Raw genomic sequence first — 18,708 nt, 5'->3', positions numbered from 1 at the left:
ATCTTTTAAGATTATTTTACTGTTGCTGTGCTTGTGATCAATTCAACAGCTTTTTTGATTGCGATATCGTGTTTCAACATATCAGCTGAAAGCAAGTTTTGAACTTGTGCCACTTCCATGTTGTAATCTGCAGCCAATTGCTCGATTTCTTTTTGGATTTCTTCTTCAGAAGCGTCAAATCCTTCAGCCTTGGCAACTGCTTCGATTACAAGGTTAGTCTTAGTACGTGACTCAGCTTCTGCTTCGTATTGTTTGTGAAGGTCTTCTTGAGTAGTTCCAGTGATTTGGAAGTACATGTCAGGGTTGATACCTTGACGTTGCAAGTTTCCAAGGAATTCGTTTACTGAGCGGTGAACTTCTTCGTGGATCATTTCTTCTGGAAGTTCTACGATTTCAGCGTTTTCTACAGCTTTATCGATTGCTGCACCTTCTACTGCATCTTTGTATGCTTCTTCTTTAGCAGCAGCCAATTCCTTGCGGTATTTTTCTTTCAGTTCAGCAAGTGTTTCCACTTCTTCGTCGATATCTTTTGCAAGTTCATCGTCAAGAGCTGGAACTTCTTTAGCTTTGACTTCGTGGATAGTTGTTACGAATTTAGCTTCTTTACCTGCAAGGTCTTCTGCTTGGTAATCTTCTGGGAATGTTACGATAACATCAACAGTTTCGCCAGCTGAGTGTCCAACCAATTGGTCTTCGAAACCAGGGATGAATTGACCTGAACCAAGTCCAAGTGAGAAGTTTTCACCTTTTCCGCCATCAAATTCAACACCGTCGATAGAACCAACGAAGTCAATGACAACAGTGTCACCATTTTCAGCAGCAGCTTCCTTGATAACCAATTCAGCCAAGTTGTTGCGTTCACGTTCGATACGTTCTTCAACGTCAGCGTCTGTTACTTCTTTTTCTACATCTACTGATACTTCAAGGTTTTTGTAGTCACCCAATTTTACTTCAGGTTTTGTCACGACTTCAGCTGTGATAACCCAGTCTTGACCTTTTTCCATTGAAGTCACGTCAATTTTTGGTTGCGCAACCACTTCAAGACCAGCTTCTTTTACAGCTGCTTCATAAGCGTTTGGCAAAAGAGCGTTCAAAACATCTTGGTAAAGTGTTTCTTCACCAAATTTTTTGTCGAAGATAGGACGTGGAAGGTGACCTTTACGGAAACCTGGAACGTTAAGAGTTTTCTTTACTGAGTTGAAGACACGGTCCAATTCTGGTTTGATTTGGTCTTGAGAGATAGTGAAAGTCAAGACACCACGGTTTGTTTCTTTGTTTTCAAATGATACAGACATTCTGTCATTTCTCCTTAAAATTTTTTAAATACAGTCTATTATAACATAAACAGGCGACTTTTTTCAAGTCATGAACGCGCTTTTCAATGATGCTAAAGGTACTTGCTGGCTTCCTGGATACTGAGTTCAGCCATTCTTTCCTTGTTTTTTTCGATGAAGCTTGCTACCCAGTCTGGATTGGTTTTGGAGTAGTCTCTTAGAGCCCAGCCAATGGCTTTATTGATAAAAAATTCGGTCTGGTCCAGATTATTGAGTAGGATCTTTTCCATTAGTTGAACATCCGTTTTTTCTTTTCTTAGGAGCTGGTGGTCAATAGCAACGCGTCTCAGCCAGATATTGTCTGATAGACTCCATTGGAGAATTCTTTCTTCAAGTTCTGGCTTGTCATATACCAAACTTCCTACTACTCGATCTAGGATGTCCACCGTATCCCACCAGGACTTGGTCACGACCAGACGCTCAAGCTTAGGCAAATCCTCCTTCGTTAGATAAGACTGCATAGCTTTCAAATAGTTGGCAGCCACATATTGGTATTCTCTAGGCTCCTTTTTCCAGCAAGTGTCTACAAAATCCCAATCGATGATCTTTGTTTTTTTCTCACTTGGAAAATACTTTTTATAGAGTGCATTTCTTTCAGGACCTGCAACGCCTAGAAAGGGAAATTGATGGCGCATATAGGCTTCCATGGGAGTGGCTTTTTCTGGATTTTTTGCCGCATCCAACTCCATAAGTAAATCTGCAAGACTCATCTAAAAGTCCTCCTGCCTCATCAAGTGGTGCTTAAAGGCATAGACTGCAGCCTGGGTGCGATCGCTGACCTCAAGCTTGGCTAGGATATTGGACACATGAGTCTTGACCGTCTTGAGAGAGATGAAGAGTTCATCTGCGATGCGCTGATTTTCATAGCCCTTGGCGATGAGTTGGAGCACGTCTCGTTCACGCGCAGTCAAATCCTCATGAAGCTCCATATGATTGCGGTGGTATTCGACCTTCTTGCTGACCTCTTGCTCAATAGCCAGCTCTCCAGCGGTAACCTTACGAACAGCGTGGAGCAGTTCGTCTGCACTTGAAGTCTTGAGCATATAGCCCCTAGCCCCAGCATTTAAGACAGGCATGATTTTTTCATTGTCTAGGTAAGAGGTCACAATCAAAATCTTGGCTTCAGGCCATTCTTTGAGGATAGCCAAGGTTGCATCAATCCCATTCATCTCAGGCATGACGATATCCATGACAATGACATCTGGGCGCAATTCCAAGGCCAAGGAAATCCCTTGAACACCGTTGGCCGCCTCGCCCACAACTTCTACATCGTCTTGGAGGTCAAAGTAGCTTTTCAAGCCCAATCGGACCATTTCATGGTCATCTACCAGTAAAATTTTCATCTATACTCCTTTATGATTCCTTGTCTAGCAGGGGAATACGGATATCGACCGCCAGTCCTTGCTTAGGTGCCGTCAAGAGTTGAACAGTCCCTGCCATATCCTCGACCCGCTCCTTAATATTTCTCAGTCCATAACTCAAGTCGTCTAAGCTCCCTAACTGGAAACCAATCCCATTGTCCACCACCTTTAGCTGCAATTCAACATCTGTCTGATAGAGATAGACATCCAAACAAGATGCCTGGGCATGGCGGAGGGTATTACTGAACAACTCCTGCAGAATACGGAAGATATGCTCCTCGATTTTCTTAGGCAATTTCGTCACATTTTGCTTGAGACTTACCTTGAGTTCACTTTTGTCCTCAAGCTCTTTTAAGAGGATTTGAATTCCCTCAATCAGACTCTTCTGCTCCAGCTCAACTGGTCGCAAATGCAAGAGCAAAACCCGCAAATCCTTCTGGGCTGTTTCTAATATGGCTGCGACACTTTGCAACTGGGTCTGCATCTTTTCTCTATCAAGCTTCAAGGCCTGCTGACTGACACCTGATAAAATCATATGGGCCGCAAACAACTCCTGACTAACCGTATCATGTAAGTCACGTGCTATTCGCTTCCGTTCTTTCTCGATGATTGCTTCTTCCTTGACTAGGCTTTGATTTTCAGCCTTTTGAACAGCTTCTGTCAAGAGATTGAGCTTGCCAGATAAGAACTTGAAACTCGCATCCAAGTCTGGATCTGCAAAAGAAACTACTTCTTTCCCTGCTAATAAGCGCTTGAGATTGACCTGCATTTTTCTGCGAGAAATTTCTTCCATCACGCGCCAAAAGAGGACAAAAAAGAAGGTCACGGAAAGGCTAAATACCAAAATTAAGAAGATTAACTTTTCTGTTTTCTCAATATCTTGTAGCAAATAGGACAAATCAAGATTTAAAATGTCAAGTAGACTATTGGTCAAAAAGAGGATAAAGAGGAGAGAAGTCAGGCCGATTAACAGATACGATTGCTTTTTCATCCTCTGACCACCTCCACATCTCCAATCATACTGGTTAGGAAAATTTTGACGCTCTTGTTACTCTTGAGGTAGTCCCTGGTTTCCTGATGATAGTGTTCATTACGAAGGGCTCGCTTGGGTTGATGGAGGAAAGATAAATCTCCATAGAGACAGTTGACACTGAGACTGATTTCCACATCTACAGGCACGATAATCCTAGTCGTCCCAACCATCTTACGGAGAATGATGACATTGTCATGATTGGTTAGGATAACTCTTTCTAAATGAATGGTGTCCTTACCCATGAGGCGAAAGAGATTAATATCGTCAAACTGACAGGTCTGGTGACTAGAGAAATGATGGAGATTGCCAAACCAAGGATTCCGTTCATTTTTAACCGTCACCACCTCTTCAAAGACCAAGTCGGTCTCCTCTCTTTCTTGATTCATCATCGGATAGAGAAGAAAGAGGCTGTATATGACCGCTACAAAGATCGCTAGAATCACAAAGGGATTGAGCATGACGATGAAAAAGAAAAGAATAGTCGCTACAAGGAGGAAAACGTTATTTCCCTCCTTGCCTGTATAATAGCGTAGCAGGAGCAAAAAGAGGAATAGAATCAGCAGAAAACGCGAAAAATGCTCTGATACCATCAAAATCAGAGCTCCTGTCAACAGACAAGCTTCTATAAACAAAAAGATTTGAAATTTTTTCATAGCTGTATCCTCTCTTTTCTATTTTATCACAATTCAAAAAAGTTACCTCAGTCTGAGGATGGAAAAAAGCGGTTGACAAAGAGATACAAAAAAGGTCGGGATTCTTGTCCCGACCTCTCTACATCTGATCTTTAGCTTCTTTGAGTTTTCCATATAGAATGTAGTCTACTTTTTGCAGATCAGCTATGGTGGCACAATTAAGGGCGCACATGATCAAACGTAGATCTTCTTTCCAGCCTTGGATGATGCTAATCACTTCCTCGACTGAGTAGGTTTCAACCAACTCCAGAACGGTTCGTGACAATCCCACAGCCTTGGCTCCAAAGACCAAGCTCTTAATCATATCAAGCGGGTTCCGAACACCTCCACTGGCCAAGAGTTCGACCTTATCTTTCCAGTCTTGGGCGTTGATAAGGGCTTGCATAGTAGACTGCCCCCATTGATTAAGGTAATCACGCTGACCACTGCGACGGTTTTCGATATAGGCAAAGCTGGTTCCACCACGACCTGATAGGTCAAAGATTCGAACACCCAGTTCATAGGCTCTCTCGATGGTCTTAGCATCCAGGCCAAAACCGACTTCTTTTAAAACAAGAGGAACAGGGATGCGCTTACTGTAATCTGCTAGATGCGATTGCCAGCTTCTGAACGCTCTTTCTCCTTCGGGCATGAGTAATTCTTGCATGACATTGACATGCACTTGTAAAAGGAGAGGATTCATCGCTTGCACAGTTTGTAGTCCCAACTCAACAGATTTGTCCAATCCAATATTGGTCCCAAGGAGGAGATTTGGATGGCTAGATTTGACAGAAAAAGAGGCATCTGTTGGATCTTTGAGGGCTGCGCTATAAGAACCCGTCACAAACAAAATCCCACAGGTTTCTGCTACCTGAGCTAGCTTTTGATTGATTTCTTTTCCCTTATCGCTTCCACCCGTCATGGCATTGATATAAAAAGGAAAGTCCCACTTGCGCCCTGCAAATTCTGTAGACAAATCAATCTCATCTAGGTCATAGAGCGGTAGCGAGGAGTGGATTAACTCGACCTCATCAAAGCTATTATAAGAACTTCTCTGCTCAAGGGCATAGCGGATATGCTCATCCTTACGATTTGTCGTCATGTCCTATCCTTTCTTGATATAAGAGCTCAATCCCCAGATTGGCCCAACAGTTTTTTAGGGTTTCAGTTGATTGCTCATCAAAACTCAAGGCAATGCCACAGTCGCCACCACCAGCGCCACTGCTCTTGGCAGCGGCTTGCAAACCTTGACTGGCCATTTTTAACTCTCTAAGCGAAGGCGTGTAAATATCTGTGCTCAAGCCTTCTAAAAGTTGGCTGGCTGTTTCCACCTGCTCGATAATTTTTTCTGACTTCCCCTGCTCCAAGGCTTCTACCAAAGTAACCACTGTTTCTTTTGAGGAAGTTAAAAAATTCTGGTCTATATTTTGTTTGATTTGATGGACCATATCACTAGACACAGCTACTTCCTTGGTCCATCCCACTAGGAAATCACATTCTAGGGCTGGTGGCACTTGTGAGATAGAAAAGCCCCAATCACGCTCCAAAACTGTAGCCAAGTTTTCTTCTTCCAACCAAGCAGCCACCTTCTGGCGATCAAATGACTGGTAGAGAACCAAATCCTCTGCCACGATACAGGCAAGGTCTCCCATGGAACCATTGTCTCCTCTCTTGAGCAAGACAGCACTGGCTAACTTGAACAATAGACCCTGATCAATCGAAAAATCATACAGAGCCAGCAGAGCCTTGACAACCAAGACAACAACGCTACCGCTAGAGCCTAGACCAAACTTTTTCCCTTCTCGTTCCATTTTGCCACGGATTTCCAAAGAAAAAGGTCGCAAGGTCTGACCACGATCAGCGAGGAAGTCATTCATCAAAGCAATTGTTTCTTGAATCAAGCTGTAGGCAGGATTTGGCGTCAAGTCCACTGCGAAATCAAACATATCTGAATAGATACGGTAACTATCAGAAAAGGCAATCTCAGCCTTCATATAGATAGGAATGGCCTTTATCAAGGCCAACTGTCCTGGTTCTAAAATAGCATATTCACCTGCCCAATAGAGTTTTCCGCAAGTTTTAACAGCAATCATCTTGACTCAAATCCTTTGTTTTTGACACAATCAAGCGATAGCGTTGACCGAAGATTTCTGAGAGGTGTTCCAAGTCTTTCTCTAGACAAAGAACCTTGATATTGGGACCAGCATCCATGGTAAAGTAGCAGGCTTCCCCTTGCTTGCGGAGCTGGCGAACAAAATCCATGGCATCATAAGTCGCATCCGTTAGATAAGAAAAGGCTGGCGATGCTGTTTTCGTCGTAGCGTGCATAGCAAGGGCATTTTTCTCCGTTAATTCCCCAACCTTGGCAAAGTCATTTTCTTTGAGATAAACCAGCATCTCCTGATAGTCTTTTTCAGACTGACGCACCCAGTCATCAAAGGTCGTCGAGGTTTCCACACAGAGTTTCATCCCATCACGGCTAGAGATTGGTTTTTTCTTGTCTTCTAGCACCAACATAATCATAGCTAGTTTCAAGTCAGTCTCTACAGGGTAAATTTCCCCACTATCCTTATCCCAGGCACCTAGTGGTCCATAAAAACTACGAGAGGAAGAACCTGAGGCAAACTTAGCCTCCTGCGCCAACTGACTTCGATCCAAACCAAGCTGGAAATAAGCATTGCAAGCCTTGACCAAGGCGGACAAACCACTGGAACTTGAGGACAAACCCGCTGCGGTCGGCATGTTGTTTTGGGTATCGATACGAACAAAGCCCTCACCTGCTGGACGGTAGCGGTCAATGATCTTGCTCATCTTGGCATGCTCCGCCTCATTTTGGAGGTGACCATTGATATAGAAGGCATCAGCCGTCGCATGGGCTGGTAGAGGAGATAAGGTCGTCTCTGTGTACATGTTTTCCAAAGTCAGAGAGATGCTGCTAGTAGCAGGAACCATCTCTTTTTCTTTTTTCTTTCCCCAATATTTGATAATGGCAATATTTGCGTAGGAACATACTGTTACAGGCTTTCGATCCATGTCTGAACAGCTCCTTTCTCTTCTAATCGTTTTGCTAGTTCTTCTGCTTGGTCCAGATTGGCTACCAAGGCTATGATACAACCTCCTAGCCCACCACCACTCATCTTGGCGCCCAGAGCACCGTCGCTCAGAGCCGTTTCAACGAGGGAATCTGCCTCAGGGCTACTAACACCAATTTCTTTCAGATGTAAATGCGCCTGACTGAAGATTTGTCCCAGTTTTTCAGCATCTTTTTGTCTAATCGCATCTTCTGCCTGCTTGGTCAATTCTCCCAAGGCATGCAAAAACGGTAGGGCATCCTTCCCCTTGCTTTGAACCACTTGGATGGCTTCACGAGTGTGACCATACACGCCCGTATCTGCAATGACCAAATAGGCGGATAGTTCCATCTTAAGCTCTGTAAATCCAACGTTTTTAATAAAGCGAATAGGTTGATCACTGAGACAGGTCTTGGCATCCAAACCACTCGGATTCATATGGGCAATCATCTCAGCCCGATTGACCAAGATCTCCAAAACATCATGAGGCAGTTCAGCTTGATAGTAGTCAAAAACAGCTCGAATGGCTGCTATGCTGATAGCTGCTGACGAACCCATCCCTCGTTTTTCAGGGATAGCCGAGTCAATCTGACAACGAATACAAGCATCCTTGATATTTAGATGCTCAAGCGAAGCGTACACTGCCATAGACAAGGTATCCTCCTCATAAAGACGCCATGGACTTTCAGCTGGGACCACCTTACAAGTCACCTCCACCTCTAAGAGAGGCAGGGAAATGGCAGGGTAACCGTAAACAACAGCGTGCTCTCCTATTAAAATAATCTTACTATGTGCCTGACCGACACCAACTTCTTTTGTCATTTTTTCCTTTTACTAGACGAAAAGACCGTCTCATACTCAATGAAAATCAAAAAGCAAACTAGGAAGCTAGCCGCAGGCTGTACTTGAGTACGGTAAGGCGACGCTGACGTGGTTTGAATTTGATTTTCGAAGAGTATTATTTTTTCATACAAGTATTTATTCTCTCCTATCTATTTTATTATATTTTCACAAAAAAAGCGATTGTTTCCCTCACAATCGTCTCTTTCATTATTGAACCCATTCGCCATTATAGTTGACGTAGTAGCCATCTACAGCGGTATTCACTGCTAAGGCACCTGAGTTATAGGCGTAGTACCATTTCCCTCCGACCTGGAACCAGCCTGTTTTCATATCACCATTACTTGCATGTAGGTAATACCAAGTTGAACCGTCTTGATACCAGCCAGTTGCCATAACTCCTGATGAACGGAGGTAGTACCACTTATTACCGACATAAGCCCAACCTGTCTTCATATCTCCATTTTGAGCATCTAGATAATACCAAGTTGAACCGTCTTGATACCAGCCAGTCGCCATAGCTCCTGATGAACGAAGGTAGTACCACTTGTTGCCAAGTTGTTTCCAACCCCTTTGCATTGCAGCGGTTGTTGGATCTAGATAATACCATGGAGCAGCTTTTAGCTTATCTTCATCATATGTAAGAGGAAAATCCTTAACCCAACCACGTGCTAGCTCCCCAACAGTCAATCTGTTGATGCGAGAATCAAAGCCACCATCCTTCAGTAAATAATACCAGTGCCCCTCATCATAAACCCAACCAGTTTTTAAGGTGTGATAGCTACGCTGATCTTCAAAATAATAGACTCGTTTCTCTGCTGGACTATCATATTGTTCCCCATGATGCTTGTTGACATTTGTAGCTGTTTTTGCTTCTAAGACTTGCTTGCCAACAAACTCTTGTAGTACCCCATCTTGACCAAAGTAAAACCAATCTGGTCTAAGAGCAATCTCTTGCCTTGGAGAAGGACCAATCGTAACTCCTTTGTGTGGAGCAGGTATATATTGCCAGCCGACAACCATCTCTCCATTTAGAGGATCAAAATAATAGTACTTACCATCAATCACTCGCCAGTAGGTTTCTTTGAGTTCCCCCTTCTTGTAGTAGGTTCTACCATTTTCTTGGACAAATTGCCAGCCTTCTGAATCAGCATCATCCGCCAATACTACACTTGTCGCTAGCAAACCAAAGAAAAAGACTGCTAATGCAATTTGCATCAATTTTTTTATTGTTTTCATTAGACGTATCCTCCATAACTGATTGTAGCAAAGACCTGACTGCATGTCAATATATAGAAATCCCTCAAAAAAAGCAGTTCACAACTGCAACTGCTTTTCTATTCTTGCATGGTGTAACCAACACCACGCACGGTTTTAATGTAGCTTTTTTGACCTTTTACATCAAGCTTGCTACGTAGATAACGGATATAAACATCCACGATATTAGTCTCTGTCGCACTTTCGTACTTCCAAACACTTTCCAATAACTGCTCACGAGTCAAGACTTTCTTGCTTCCCATGAGAGTAGCCAAGAGGTCATACTCACGGCGCGTCAGAGCAATCATCTCCTCGCCACGATAAACGGTATGATGTTCTACATCCATACGTAGGTTGCGGTAAGATGTTGGAACCTTCATCTGACTACAGTGTTGGTCAATGAAGTCCCGACCTCGAAAAATCGCTGAAATACGAGCCACCAGATTATCAATAATCACTGGCTTATAGATGTAAGAAACGGCGAAGCGCTGGATTGTCTCAATCTGGTCTTGCAATTCTTCGCGATGGTCCAAGACCATGATCACTGAGGCTGGTTTAGTCCGACTCAGCTTGTCTGCAAAATCCTGGGCTGTCATATCCCCCAGATGAGCATTCAGTAAAATCAAGTCATAGTCCGTCTGGAGAGCCATGGAGAGGGCTTTTTGCCCTTCATCTACCAGATCAACACGGTATTGCTCTTTTTGGAGTTCCAGACTGAGAAAATGAGCGAGATTTCGTTCTTTCTCAAGTAATAAAATCCGTTTCCCCATGGCAGACCTACTTATTTTTCGTCATACCAAGAGTAGTGGAATGTTCCTTCTTTGTCTTTACGTTGGTAAGTGTGGGCACCAAAGTAGTCACGTTGTGCTTGGATCAAGTTAGCTGGGAGGTCAGCTGAACGGTAGCTATCAAAGTAAGTAATGGCTGCTGAGAAAGTTGGCACTGGCACACCAGCTTGAACCGCAAGAGCTACGATATCACGCACTGCTTGTTGGTACTGAGCAGTGACATCCAAGAAGTATTCATCCAAGAGAAGGTTGGCAAGATCTGCATCACGGTTGTAAGCATCAGTGATCTTCTGCAAGAAACGTGAACGGATGATACAACCATCACGCCAGATAGAGGCGATGTCCGCAAATGGCAAGTTCCAGTTGTTTTCTTTAGAAGCCACACGCAATTGCGCAAAACCTTGTGCGTATGAGATAATTTTTGAGAAGTAAAGGGCTTGACGGATCTTTTCAATCAACTCAGCCTTGTCTCCTTCAAACTTGAAGGCAGCTGGTTTTGGAAGCACCTTGCTAGCATGTACACGCTCTTCTTTATAAGTAGAGATATAGCGGGCAAATACGGATTCAGTGATGAGTGACAATGGTACACCAAGATCAAGTGATGATTGACTAGTCCATTTACCAGTTCCCTTGTTGCCTGCAGCATCAAGGATGTAGTCTACGATTGGTCCATCTTGGCCTTCATCGTCTTTACGGCTCAAGATATCAGCTGTGATTTCGATTAGGTAGCTGTCCAATTCACCCTTATTCCACTCAGTAAAGATTTCAGCCATGTCTTCTGCAGAAAGACCGAGCAAGTGTTGCATGAGATCATAGCTTTCTGCGATCAATTGCATGTCACCATACTCGATACCGTTGTGGACCATTTTTACATAGTGACCAGCCCCATCAGGACCGATATATGTCACACATGGTTTGCCATCTTCTGGTGCTTTAGCTGAGATTTCTTCGAGAACATCAGCAACCAATTCGTAAGCTTCTTTTTGTCCACCAGGCATGATAGAAGGACCTTCAAGGGCACCTTTTTCACCACCAGAAACCCCTGTACCGATAAAGTTGATACCAGAGTTTGCCAATTCTTCATTACGACGGATAGTATCTTTGTAGAAAGTATTTCCTCCGTCAATCAAGATATCACCCTTATCAAGGTGTGGAAGAAGGGCTTGGATAGTAGCATCTGTACCAGGTCCAGCTTGAACCATGAGCATGATACGACGAGGTTTTTCGATAGATTGAACGAAAGACTCTACATCGTAGCTTGGTACAAAGTTCTTTTCTGGATGGCAAGCAATCACGTCTTCTGTTTTTTCTTTGCTACGGTTGTAAATGGCAACTGTATAACCACGAGATTCGATATTTAGGGCAAGGTTACGACCCATTACGGCCATACCTACGACACCAAAGTTAGCTTTTGTCATGTGACACTCCTCTTGTTTAATATGTTTTATTTTATCATTTTTACCTATGAAAGGAAAGAATTTTGTAACGGACTCCTAGTAGTCCAAGTCATCTGCGTGACCAGCTCCATTACCAACAAAGTATCCAGTCTTACAGTTGAGGGTGAAGAGATAGGTTCCATCTGGTTTGTAGAGGTTGTAATAACCATTTCCGTTTACGATATTGACACGTTCTAGGATATATTGATTGCCAGTGATATAGCCACGAGCACGTGATGTTGCTAGGATTTGTTCCAAAACACCATCAGCAAAATTCCAGGCAGGGTTGTTGCTATCGTCTACAGCGGATTGGTTGTACGGTACACGACTAGCACTTCTTTGAAGATTGACACCATCGCTAGACAAACCTCCACTTTCTGGTCTGCTGGCAGGTGCTGAACTTGATGAAGCAGACGAACTGCTCGTACTGCTATCAGTCGTTGTACTTGAACTTTCCTGACTACTGCTACTTGAACTTGAACTAGAGGCGCTTGTTTGCTGGCTCTTACCAAGGCTAATGGCCTTATCTAACAGTTTATCTAGCTCTGTATTTCCTGTTTTAATTTCTGTAAATTTAGCATCTGCCTTGACCTTTGCATTAGTATCCAAGACACCGTCAGTAATTGCTGGAGTTTCAAACTGATTATTCACTTCTTGCACAGCCTTGATTTGAGCTTCTAAACTATCATACTTAGACTTGGCCAGAGTGTGCTCTCGGCTACCTTCGAGTTTATCTAGTTGAGCCTTGAGTCGGTCCAACTTGTCAAACCGACTATTTTTCAAAGCCGTTTTATTAGCATCTGTATAAAAAGCATCGTAGAGGGCATTAAACTCTTGTAGGGCTGTTTGTGTTTCTTGATTACTAGAAGAAGACTGGGAAGACTGGATGGCTTGGTTGGAGCGATTTACTTGACGATAGATATAGTAACTACCTGCCAAGATAAGGGCTGCTGCCAAGGCTGAACCGATAACAAACACGCGCTTCTTTTTAGAATTAGAAACTGTTTCTGGTTCTGCCTGAGCTGAGCGTGAAAGTAGAGCTGTCTCTTCCTCTTCTTTCTCATCAGCAATCTCTGCTGGCTCTTGCTTTTCCAACACAAGCGGTTCCAAGTCTTGATTTTCCTCTCCCAAAGGAGGCAAAATCACATCCGAGCTTGTAGTTTCAGCTGAGTCTGATACCGTTTCTTCTGAAACTGTCTCGGGCTCCTCTACGATTGGTGCCGACTCTTCAGTGATTTCTGGAACTTCCTGTGTCAATTCTTCTTGAGCCTGAGCTTCCTGCAGTTCTTCTTTTTTAAATTGACGTGTTTCAAACTTATCGGCTTCGATTTCCTCGCGGTGCTGTTTGATGTATTTATCCAAGATATTGTCTTCAGGCAATACTCCAGCCTCAACCTCTTCATTCTTACGAATTGCTTGACCAACAGTCAAATCTTTTGCTTCGTCAAAGTCGAATTGTGGCTCTTGCTGTTCTTTTTTATGACGATCATGTCTTTCCTTGCTCATGAGTTTACCTTTCTATTTTATCTCTTGGCGTTTCACACGCTGACCAAAGTATTGATACAAATCCACTTTCAAGGTCCCGTTATAGAGTTTTCGTTTTTTATCTGCTGGACTTCCGTACTTACTTTCAAAAGCTTCGTCACTCGTCAGGATAAACTTACTCCAGGTTTTCAGTGGTGCAAAGACCTGTCCCATCTCAGCATAAAGTTTCGTAACTCCTACATCATCGGACAAGCGCTCCCCATATGGTGGATTGGAAATGATGACACCATTTATCTTGTCTGAACGCAAGTCCTGTACCCGCATTTGCTTAAAGGTGATATCACCTGCCACGCCTGCTGCTTGAGCATTGGCCTTAGCAATCTCAACCATCCGAGCATCAATATCACAGCCCATAATATCCAGCTCAAGTTCACGATCGATTTTCTTAGCAGCCTCTGTGCGAACTTCCTGGATTAACCGATCGCTGACCCAGTTCCATTCCTCAAAAGCAAAGGAACGGCGAAGCCCAGGGGCCATCTTTTTAGCTATCATAGCCGCCTCAATACAGAAAGTTCCTGAACCACAGGTCGGATCAATCAAAGGCTTGTCTGGATACCAGTTAGAGAGTTGTAAAATGGCTGCTGCCATATTCTCCTTGATAGGTGCTCCACCCTTTTCCGTACGATAACCACGCTTAAAGAGGCTAGAACCTGTCGTGTCAATCATGACAGTCGCCATATCTTTAAGGATGGACACCTCTATCTTAAACTCGGGACCAGTTTCCATCAAGGGAACCCCTTCTGGACGGGCATAGTGCTTTTGCAGTTTCTTCACAACAGCCTTCTTGGAAATCGCCTGAACACTAGGCTCATTATGAAGTTTAGACTTGACACATTTGGCCTTTGAGATAGGGAACCGCGCTCCAAGTGGGAGATAGTTTTCCCAATCTAGGGCAAAAACTCCTTGAAAGAGCTCTTCGAAGGTCTTTGCAGGAAAGCTTCCCACTACAATCTTGATGCGATCGGCCGCCCGAAGCCAAAGATTGGTCTCGATGATTGCCTTCACATCTCCTTGAAAACGGACACGGCCATTTTCAACCTGGCAGTCATAACCGAGCTCTCGCACCTCGCGTCCAACAACAGCCTCAAGACCCGCTGCAGCAGTTGCGATTAAATTAAATTCTTTTTTCATTTTACAGTCTTGCAAGACCTTTCTTTTGTTCACTTTAAAAAATGAGGTTGAGAAAGATTTCTCAGCCCCAACCTATATGCAATTTTCTATAAGCCATGTTTTGTTCCAGAAGTGACTAGGACCACTTCCTTCGATAATCATCTGTCTACTGCTAACAGCCTATAACCGATAGCAGTCAGAGTACTACGTTCGTTTCCGTGCACTCCATGCCCCGACCAAAATTTGGGTTGCTAGCTTGAGGGGTTTACCGCGTTCCACTCTCTCTGTTTCCAGAGAGACTCCGTCACTGTGGCACTTTCAAGCCTACTCTGACCTATCCGAAGACTTAGCCATTTCGACTGCCGTAACGATTTCTCGTCCCTAGGCTTATGGTTTCGCCTAGCACAAACACTACAGGCATCACAGCCTGTGCTAGCATGGACTTTCCTCATGAGAAGTCTCGCTTCTCACGCGATTATCCAAAAATTGCATCTAATAGACACCTGATTATAACTCAGAATTGTCTACGATTTGCTTACCGAATACTTCTTTTTCAAGTCGATTCAATCGTTTCAAAATATCAAAATTTGTCATTGGAGTAGAACTTGTTACTTCGATAGAACTTTGTTGAGTAGAACTTGCCTGTGGCTTGTTAGACAATTCCTCCTTCAAATCGGCAATCTCCTGACGAAGAGATTTGACCAAAGCTGCGTAAGTCTCATAATCCTTGATCACATCATCTAGGAACTCGTCTACCTCTGCCTTACTATATCCGCGAACTTCACGTCCAAACTCTTGTTCAAAAATATCTTTTGCTGAAAAAATAATACTTGCCATTTCTCTCTCCATTCTTGATTGCTATTCTTATTATATAAAAAAAGACAAACAAAAATCAAGGTCAAAGCCTCATTTTTCGGAAAAATTTTCCACTATTTCGTTCAGATCCTCAAATGTTAATCTTTTTGTAACATAGCCTTCTTGATTTTTCATCATCTGGTAAAAATACTGTAACTTGGTTTCATTTTCTTCGTCATAAAAGAGATAGCACCCTTCCGTATTTTCCAGCAGAAATTTCTGATAATCGCGTAATTGTCCCTTGTGCTCATACTGTAGATAGGCGTATTTGACAAAATCAACCTGCTTGAACTCACTGAGTTTGATTTGATTGGCCTCATTCCAGTTACTACCATGGGTTTCAAAGGCAAAAATGGTCGCCAGCTGAAATCCATAGTCTGCTTTCATATCCTGTGCCACTTCCAGCACCCAGTACTCAAAGCCCAGAGTCCCTGTAAAAACAAGCCAGGTCACCCCTTCTTCTGCTAGACGTTCTAGGTCTCTCCGAATAGCTGTCTTGATAATATCAACGCGAATATCCTTGTCATTAAAAAGACCAAGGTCGAAGGCTGAATAGCCTAAAATCAAGGCTGTTGTCATTTTTAACCCTTTCTTTGTAAATTTATGATATAATAAAGTGATGTTATTGTACCAATAAGGAGAATTATGGTCAACTATCCACATAAACTTTCATCACAGAAGAGACAAGCACCCCCGTCACAAACTAAAAATTTCGCAAATCGGGGAATGTCTTTTGAAAAGATGATCAACGCTACGAACGACTACTATTTGTCACATGGGTTAGCAGTGATTCACAAGAAACCGACACCCATCCAAATCGTACGTGTCGACTATCCCCAAAGAAGTCGAGCCAAGATCGTTGAAGCCTACTTTAGACAAGCCTCAACTACTGACTATTCAGGGGTTTATGATGGATACTACATCGACTTTGAAGCAAAGGAAACCAGGCAAAAACATGCGATTCCGATGAAGAATTTCCATCTTCACCAGATCCAGCATATGGAACAAGTTCTTGCCCAGCAAGGAATCTGCTTTGTCCTCCTTCACTTTTCTTCTCAGCAAGAAACCTACTTATTGCCGGCCATTGATTTGATTCGTTTCTATCATCAAGATAGAGGACAAAAGTCAATGCCACTTGGATATATTCGAGAAAATGGATATAGGATTGAGCCTGGTGCCTTTCCACAGATTCCCTATCTCGAAGTTATCAAAGAACATTTACTAGGTGGTAAAATAAGATGAACAAACAAACTTTCCTGCGAATAGTTAAGTATGTCAGTATCTGCCTCTTAACTGTATTTATCGCAGCTATTATGCTAGGTGGAGGCCTCTTTCTCTACTATGTAAGCAAGGCTCCAGCCCTATCCGAAAGCAAATTAGTCGCTACAACGTCTAGTAAGATCTATGACAGCAAAAATGAACTTATCGCTGATCTGGGTTCTGAGCGCCGTGTCAATGCACAGGCTAATGAAATCCCTACGGAACTGGTCAATGCAATTGTCTCTATTGAAGATCATCGTTTCTTCAGTCACCGAGGAGTAGATACGATTCGTATCCTAGGCGCCACTCTACGAAATCTTCGTGGTGGCGGAGGACTCCAAGGTGCTTCAACTTTGACACAGCAGTTGATTAAATTAACCTATTTCTCAACGTCAACATCTGACCAGACACTTTCACGTAAGGCACAGGAAGCTTGGCTAGCCGTTCAGCTAGAACAAAAAGCGACCAAACAAGAGATCTTGACCTACTACATCAACAAGGTCTATATGTCCAACGGTAACTACGGAATGCAGACAGCTGCTCAAAGTTACTATGGCAAAGACCTCAAAGATTTGAGTATTCCTCAATTGGCCCTCCTTGCCGGAATGCCTCAGGCTCCAAACCAGTATGATCCATACTCGCATCCGGAAGCCGCCCAAGAACGACGCAATCTCGTCCTTTCTGAGATGAAGGGACAAGGTTACATTACAGCCGAACAATACGAAAAAGCGATTAATACTCCCATTACAGATGGACTTCAAAGCCTAAAATCGGCTAACAGTTATCCTCCATACATGGATAATTACCTCAAAGAGGTGATTGACCAAGTTGAACAGGAAACAGGTTACAACCTTTTAACTACGGGTATGGAAGTCTACACAAACGTTGATTCTAAGGTCCAACAACGTCTCTGGGATATTTACAATACGGACGAGTATGTCAACTATCCAGATGATGAGTTACAGGTGGCCTCTACTATCGTTGATGTCACAAACGGGAAAGTCATTGCCCAATTAGGTGCTCGCCACCAATCAAGTAATGTTTCCTTTGGAATAAACCAGGCTGTAGAAACTAACCGTGACTGGGGTTCTACCATGAAGCCTATTACAGACTATGCTCCTGCTTTGGAATACGGCGTTTATGACTCAACTGCTTCAATTGTTCACGATAATCCTTATAATTACCCTGGAACCTCTACCCCTGTCTATAACTGGGATAAGAGTTACTTTGGAAACATAACACTCCAGTATGCTCTCCAGCAATCACGGAATGTGCCGGCTGTAGAAACGCTAGAGAAAGTAGGACTTGATCGTGCCAAGACGTTTCTAAATGGACTCGGTATTGACTACCCAAGCATACACTATGCTAATGCTATTTCAAGTAATACAACTGAATCTGACAAAAAGTATGGAGCAAGCAGCGAAAAGATGGCTGCTGCTTACGCGGCTTTTGCTAACGGTGGTATCTACCGCAAACCGATGTATATCAACAAAATTGTCTTCAGTGATGGTAGTTCAAAAGAGTTTTCTGATTCAGGAACACGCGCTATGAAAGAAACAACTGCCTACATGATGACAGAGATGATGAAAACAGTTCTGACCTACGGAACAGGACGTGGAGCCTACCTTTCATGGCTACCACAAGCTGGTAAGACTGGAACATCAAACTATACAGATGATGAAATCGAGAAATACATCAAGAACTCTGGTTATGTAGCTCCTGACGAAATGTTTGTTGGCTATACTCGTAAATATTCAATGGCTGTCTGGACCGGTTACTCTAACCGACTTACTCCTATCGTGGGTGATGGCTTCTACGTTGCAGCTAAGGTCTACCGTTCTATGATGACCTACCTCTCAACAGATGACCATCCAGGGGATTGGACCATGCCTGAAGGCCTTTACAGAAGCGGAGAATTTGTCTTTAAGAATGGAGCACGCAATACGTGGACCCCTTCATCTTCTACCCAACAAAGTTCTACATCTGAAAGTTCTAGCTCAACATCTGAGAGTTCTAGTACACAAGCAAGTACAACAACTCCAAACACAAGTCAAACGCAGACGATTCCTCAACAATCAGGAACTGCACCTGCTGAGCAAAATCAACCAAGTCAATCGCAACAATAAGTAAAATCCTGAGAAGTAAAA

At 43.3% G+C, this 18,708-nt stretch carries 18 protein-coding genes and 1 other RNA gene; 2 read left to right on the top strand and 17 right to left on the bottom strand.

Annotated features, from left to right (window positions below; translation table 11 throughout):
* Window positions 1-11: 11 nt before the first annotated feature.
* From tig to FGK98_RS01730, 17 genes are all read right to left on the bottom strand, one after another.
* Window positions 12-1,295, bottom strand: a complete 1,284-nt coding sequence (gene tig / locus FGK98_RS01815; protein ID WP_138099784.1) for a trigger factor — start codon at window positions 1,293-1,295, stop codon at window positions 12-14.
* A 92-nt stretch (window positions 1,296-1,387) separates the two neighbouring features.
* Complete coding sequence (locus tag FGK98_RS01810; protein ID WP_138099783.1) at window positions 1,388-2,044, bottom strand: DNA alkylation repair protein; 657 nt, start codon at window positions 2,042-2,044, stop codon at window positions 1,388-1,390.
* Window positions 2,045-2,677 (bottom strand): response regulator transcription factor, encoded by a 633-nt coding sequence (locus FGK98_RS01805; protein ID WP_138099782.1) that lies wholly within the window; start codon window positions 2,675-2,677, stop codon window positions 2,045-2,047. It abuts the gene before it with no gap.
* Window positions 2,678-2,687: 10 nt separating this feature from the next.
* Window positions 2,688-3,686 (bottom strand): sensor histidine kinase, encoded by a 999-nt coding sequence (locus tag FGK98_RS01800; protein WP_138099781.1) that lies wholly within the window; start codon window positions 3,684-3,686, stop codon window positions 2,688-2,690.
* On the bottom strand, window positions 3,683-4,381 hold the full coding sequence (liaF, locus tag FGK98_RS01795; protein ID WP_138099780.1) for a cell wall-active antibiotics response protein LiaF: 699 nt from the start codon (window positions 4,379-4,381) through the stop codon (window positions 3,683-3,685). Before liaF ends, FGK98_RS01800 begins: the two co-directional genes overlap by 4 nt.
* A 118-nt stretch (window positions 4,382-4,499) precedes the next feature.
* A complete protein-coding gene (fni, locus tag FGK98_RS01790; protein ID WP_138099779.1) occupies window positions 4,500-5,501 on the bottom strand; it encodes a type 2 isopentenyl-diphosphate Delta-isomerase in 1,002 nt (333 codons plus the stop codon).
* Window positions 5,485-6,492, bottom strand: coding sequence for a phosphomevalonate kinase (locus tag FGK98_RS01785; protein ID WP_138099778.1), 1,008 nt, complete (start codon window positions 6,490-6,492; stop codon window positions 5,485-5,487). Before FGK98_RS01785 ends, fni begins: the two co-directional genes overlap by 17 nt.
* On the bottom strand, window positions 6,479-7,432 hold the full coding sequence (gene mvaD, locus FGK98_RS01780; RefSeq protein WP_138099777.1) for a diphosphomevalonate decarboxylase: 954 nt from the start codon (window positions 7,430-7,432) through the stop codon (window positions 6,479-6,481). The genes FGK98_RS01785 and mvaD overlap by 14 nt, the downstream gene beginning before the upstream one ends.
* Entirely contained in the window at window positions 7,414-8,292 is an 879-nt protein-coding gene (mvk, locus tag FGK98_RS01775; protein ID WP_138099776.1) for a mevalonate kinase, read from the bottom strand. Before mvk ends, mvaD begins: the two co-directional genes overlap by 19 nt.
* A 228-nt stretch (window positions 8,293-8,520) precedes the next feature.
* Window positions 8,521-9,549 carry a choline-binding protein CbpF gene (gene cbpF, locus FGK98_RS01765; protein WP_138099775.1) on the bottom strand — a complete coding sequence of 343 codons (1,029 nt, stop codon included), beginning with the start codon at window positions 9,547-9,549 and terminating at the stop codon, window positions 8,521-8,523.
* A gap of 98 nt (window positions 9,550-9,647) precedes the next feature.
* On the bottom strand, window positions 9,648-10,337 hold the full coding sequence (locus FGK98_RS01760; protein WP_000517997.1) for a response regulator transcription factor: 690 nt from the start codon (window positions 10,335-10,337) through the stop codon (window positions 9,648-9,650).
* 11 nt (window positions 10,338-10,348) lie between these two features.
* Window positions 10,349-11,773, bottom strand: a complete 1,425-nt coding sequence (gene gndA, locus FGK98_RS01755; protein WP_138099774.1) for an NADP-dependent phosphogluconate dehydrogenase — start codon at window positions 11,771-11,773, stop codon at window positions 10,349-10,351.
* A 75-nt stretch (window positions 11,774-11,848) separates the two neighbouring features.
* On the bottom strand, window positions 11,849-13,297 hold the full coding sequence (gene mapZ, locus FGK98_RS01750) for a cell division site-positioning protein MapZ (RefSeq protein WP_138099773.1): 1,449 nt from the start codon (window positions 13,295-13,297) through the stop codon (window positions 11,849-11,851).
* 12 nt (window positions 13,298-13,309) lie between these two features.
* Complete coding sequence (locus FGK98_RS01745; RefSeq protein WP_138099772.1) at window positions 13,310-14,467, bottom strand: THUMP domain-containing class I SAM-dependent RNA methyltransferase; 1,158 nt, start codon at window positions 14,465-14,467, stop codon at window positions 13,310-13,312.
* Between the two features lie 84 nt (window positions 14,468-14,551).
* An RNA gene (rnpB, locus tag FGK98_RS01740) (RNase P RNA component class B) lies at window positions 14,552-14,933 on the bottom strand.
* Between the two features lie 20 nt (window positions 14,934-14,953).
* Window positions 14,954-15,283 (bottom strand): cell division regulator GpsB, encoded by a 330-nt coding sequence (gpsB, locus tag FGK98_RS01735; RefSeq protein WP_000146526.1) that lies wholly within the window; start codon window positions 15,281-15,283, stop codon window positions 14,954-14,956.
* Between the two features lie 69 nt (window positions 15,284-15,352).
* The gene (locus tag FGK98_RS01730) at window positions 15,353-15,880 is read right to left on the bottom strand and encodes a DUF1273 domain-containing protein (RefSeq protein ID WP_138099771.1); all 528 of its coding nucleotides are present in this window, start codon (window positions 15,878-15,880) and stop codon (window positions 15,353-15,355) included.
* A gap of 66 nt (window positions 15,881-15,946) precedes the next feature.
* On the opposite strand from FGK98_RS01730, the gene recU reads away from it, so the two are divergent.
* The gene (gene recU / locus FGK98_RS01725) at window positions 15,947-16,543 is read left to right on the top strand and encodes a Holliday junction resolvase RecU (protein WP_093586733.1); all 597 of its coding nucleotides are present in this window, start codon (window positions 15,947-15,949) and stop codon (window positions 16,541-16,543) included.
* The gene (gene pbp1a / locus FGK98_RS01720; RefSeq protein ID WP_138099770.1) at window positions 16,540-18,687 is read left to right on the top strand and encodes a penicillin-binding protein PBP1A; all 2,148 of its coding nucleotides are present in this window, start codon (window positions 16,540-16,542) and stop codon (window positions 18,685-18,687) included. Before recU ends, pbp1a begins: the two co-directional genes overlap by 4 nt.
* Window positions 18,688-18,708 lie beyond the last annotated feature (21 nt).

This window comes from Streptococcus australis (assembly GCF_901543175.1).
GTDB lineage: Bacteria > Bacillota > Bacilli > Lactobacillales > Streptococcaceae > Streptococcus > Streptococcus australis_A.
Note: the sequence above shows the minus strand (reverse complement) of the source record. Positions and strands in the feature narration are given on the sequence as shown.

Excerpts from the sequence above, each read along its gene's own strand:
- tig (WP_138099784.1), bottom strand. The coding sequence starts at position 1,295 with ATGTCTGTATCATTTGAAAACAAAGAAACAAACCGTGGTGTCTTGACT.
- FGK98_RS01810 (WP_138099783.1), bottom strand. The coding sequence starts at position 2,044 with ATGAGTCTTGCAGATTTACTTATGGAGTTGGATGCGGCAAAAAATCCA.
- FGK98_RS01805 (WP_138099782.1), bottom strand. The coding sequence starts at position 2,677 with ATGAAAATTTTACTGGTAGATGACCATGAAATGGTCCGATTGGGCTTG.
- FGK98_RS01800 (WP_138099781.1), bottom strand. The coding sequence starts at position 3,686 with ATGAAAAAGCAATCGTATCTGTTAATCGGCCTGACTTCTCTCCTCTTT.
- liaF (WP_138099780.1), bottom strand. The coding sequence starts at position 4,381 with ATGAAAAAATTTCAAATCTTTTTGTTTATAGAAGCTTGTCTGTTGACA.
- fni (WP_138099779.1), bottom strand. The coding sequence starts at position 5,501 with ATGACGACAAATCGTAAGGATGAGCATATCCGCTATGCCCTTGAGCAG.
- FGK98_RS01785 (WP_138099778.1), bottom strand. The coding sequence starts at position 6,492 with ATGATTGCTGTTAAAACTTGCGGAAAACTCTATTGGGCAGGTGAATAT.
- mvaD (WP_138099777.1), bottom strand. The coding sequence starts at position 7,432 with ATGGATCGAAAGCCTGTAACAGTATGTTCCTACGCAAATATTGCCATT.
- mvk (WP_138099776.1), bottom strand. The coding sequence starts at position 8,292 with ATGACAAAAGAAGTTGGTGTCGGTCAGGCACATAGTAAGATTATTTTA.
- cbpF (WP_138099775.1), bottom strand. The coding sequence starts at position 9,549 with ATGAAAACAATAAAAAAATTGATGCAAATTGCATTAGCAGTCTTTTTC.
- FGK98_RS01760 (WP_000517997.1), bottom strand. The coding sequence starts at position 10,337 with ATGGGGAAACGGATTTTATTACTTGAGAAAGAACGAAATCTCGCTCAT.
- gndA (WP_138099774.1), bottom strand. The coding sequence starts at position 11,773 with ATGACAAAAGCTAACTTTGGTGTCGTAGGTATGGCCGTAATGGGTCGT.
- mapZ (WP_138099773.1), bottom strand. The coding sequence starts at position 13,297 with ATGAGCAAGGAAAGACATGATCGTCATAAAAAAGAACAGCAAGAGCCA.
- FGK98_RS01745 (WP_138099772.1), bottom strand. The coding sequence starts at position 14,467 with ATGAAAAAAGAATTTAATTTAATCGCAACTGCTGCAGCGGGTCTTGAG.
- gpsB (WP_000146526.1), bottom strand. The coding sequence starts at position 15,283 with ATGGCAAGTATTATTTTTTCAGCAAAAGATATTTTTGAACAAGAGTTT.
- FGK98_RS01730 (WP_138099771.1), bottom strand. The coding sequence starts at position 15,880 with ATGACAACAGCCTTGATTTTAGGCTATTCAGCCTTCGACCTTGGTCTT.
- recU (WP_093586733.1), top strand. The coding sequence starts at position 15,947 with ATGGTCAACTATCCACATAAACTTTCATCACAGAAGAGACAAGCACCC.
- pbp1a (WP_138099770.1), top strand. The coding sequence starts at position 16,540 with ATGAACAAACAAACTTTCCTGCGAATAGTTAAGTATGTCAGTATCTGC.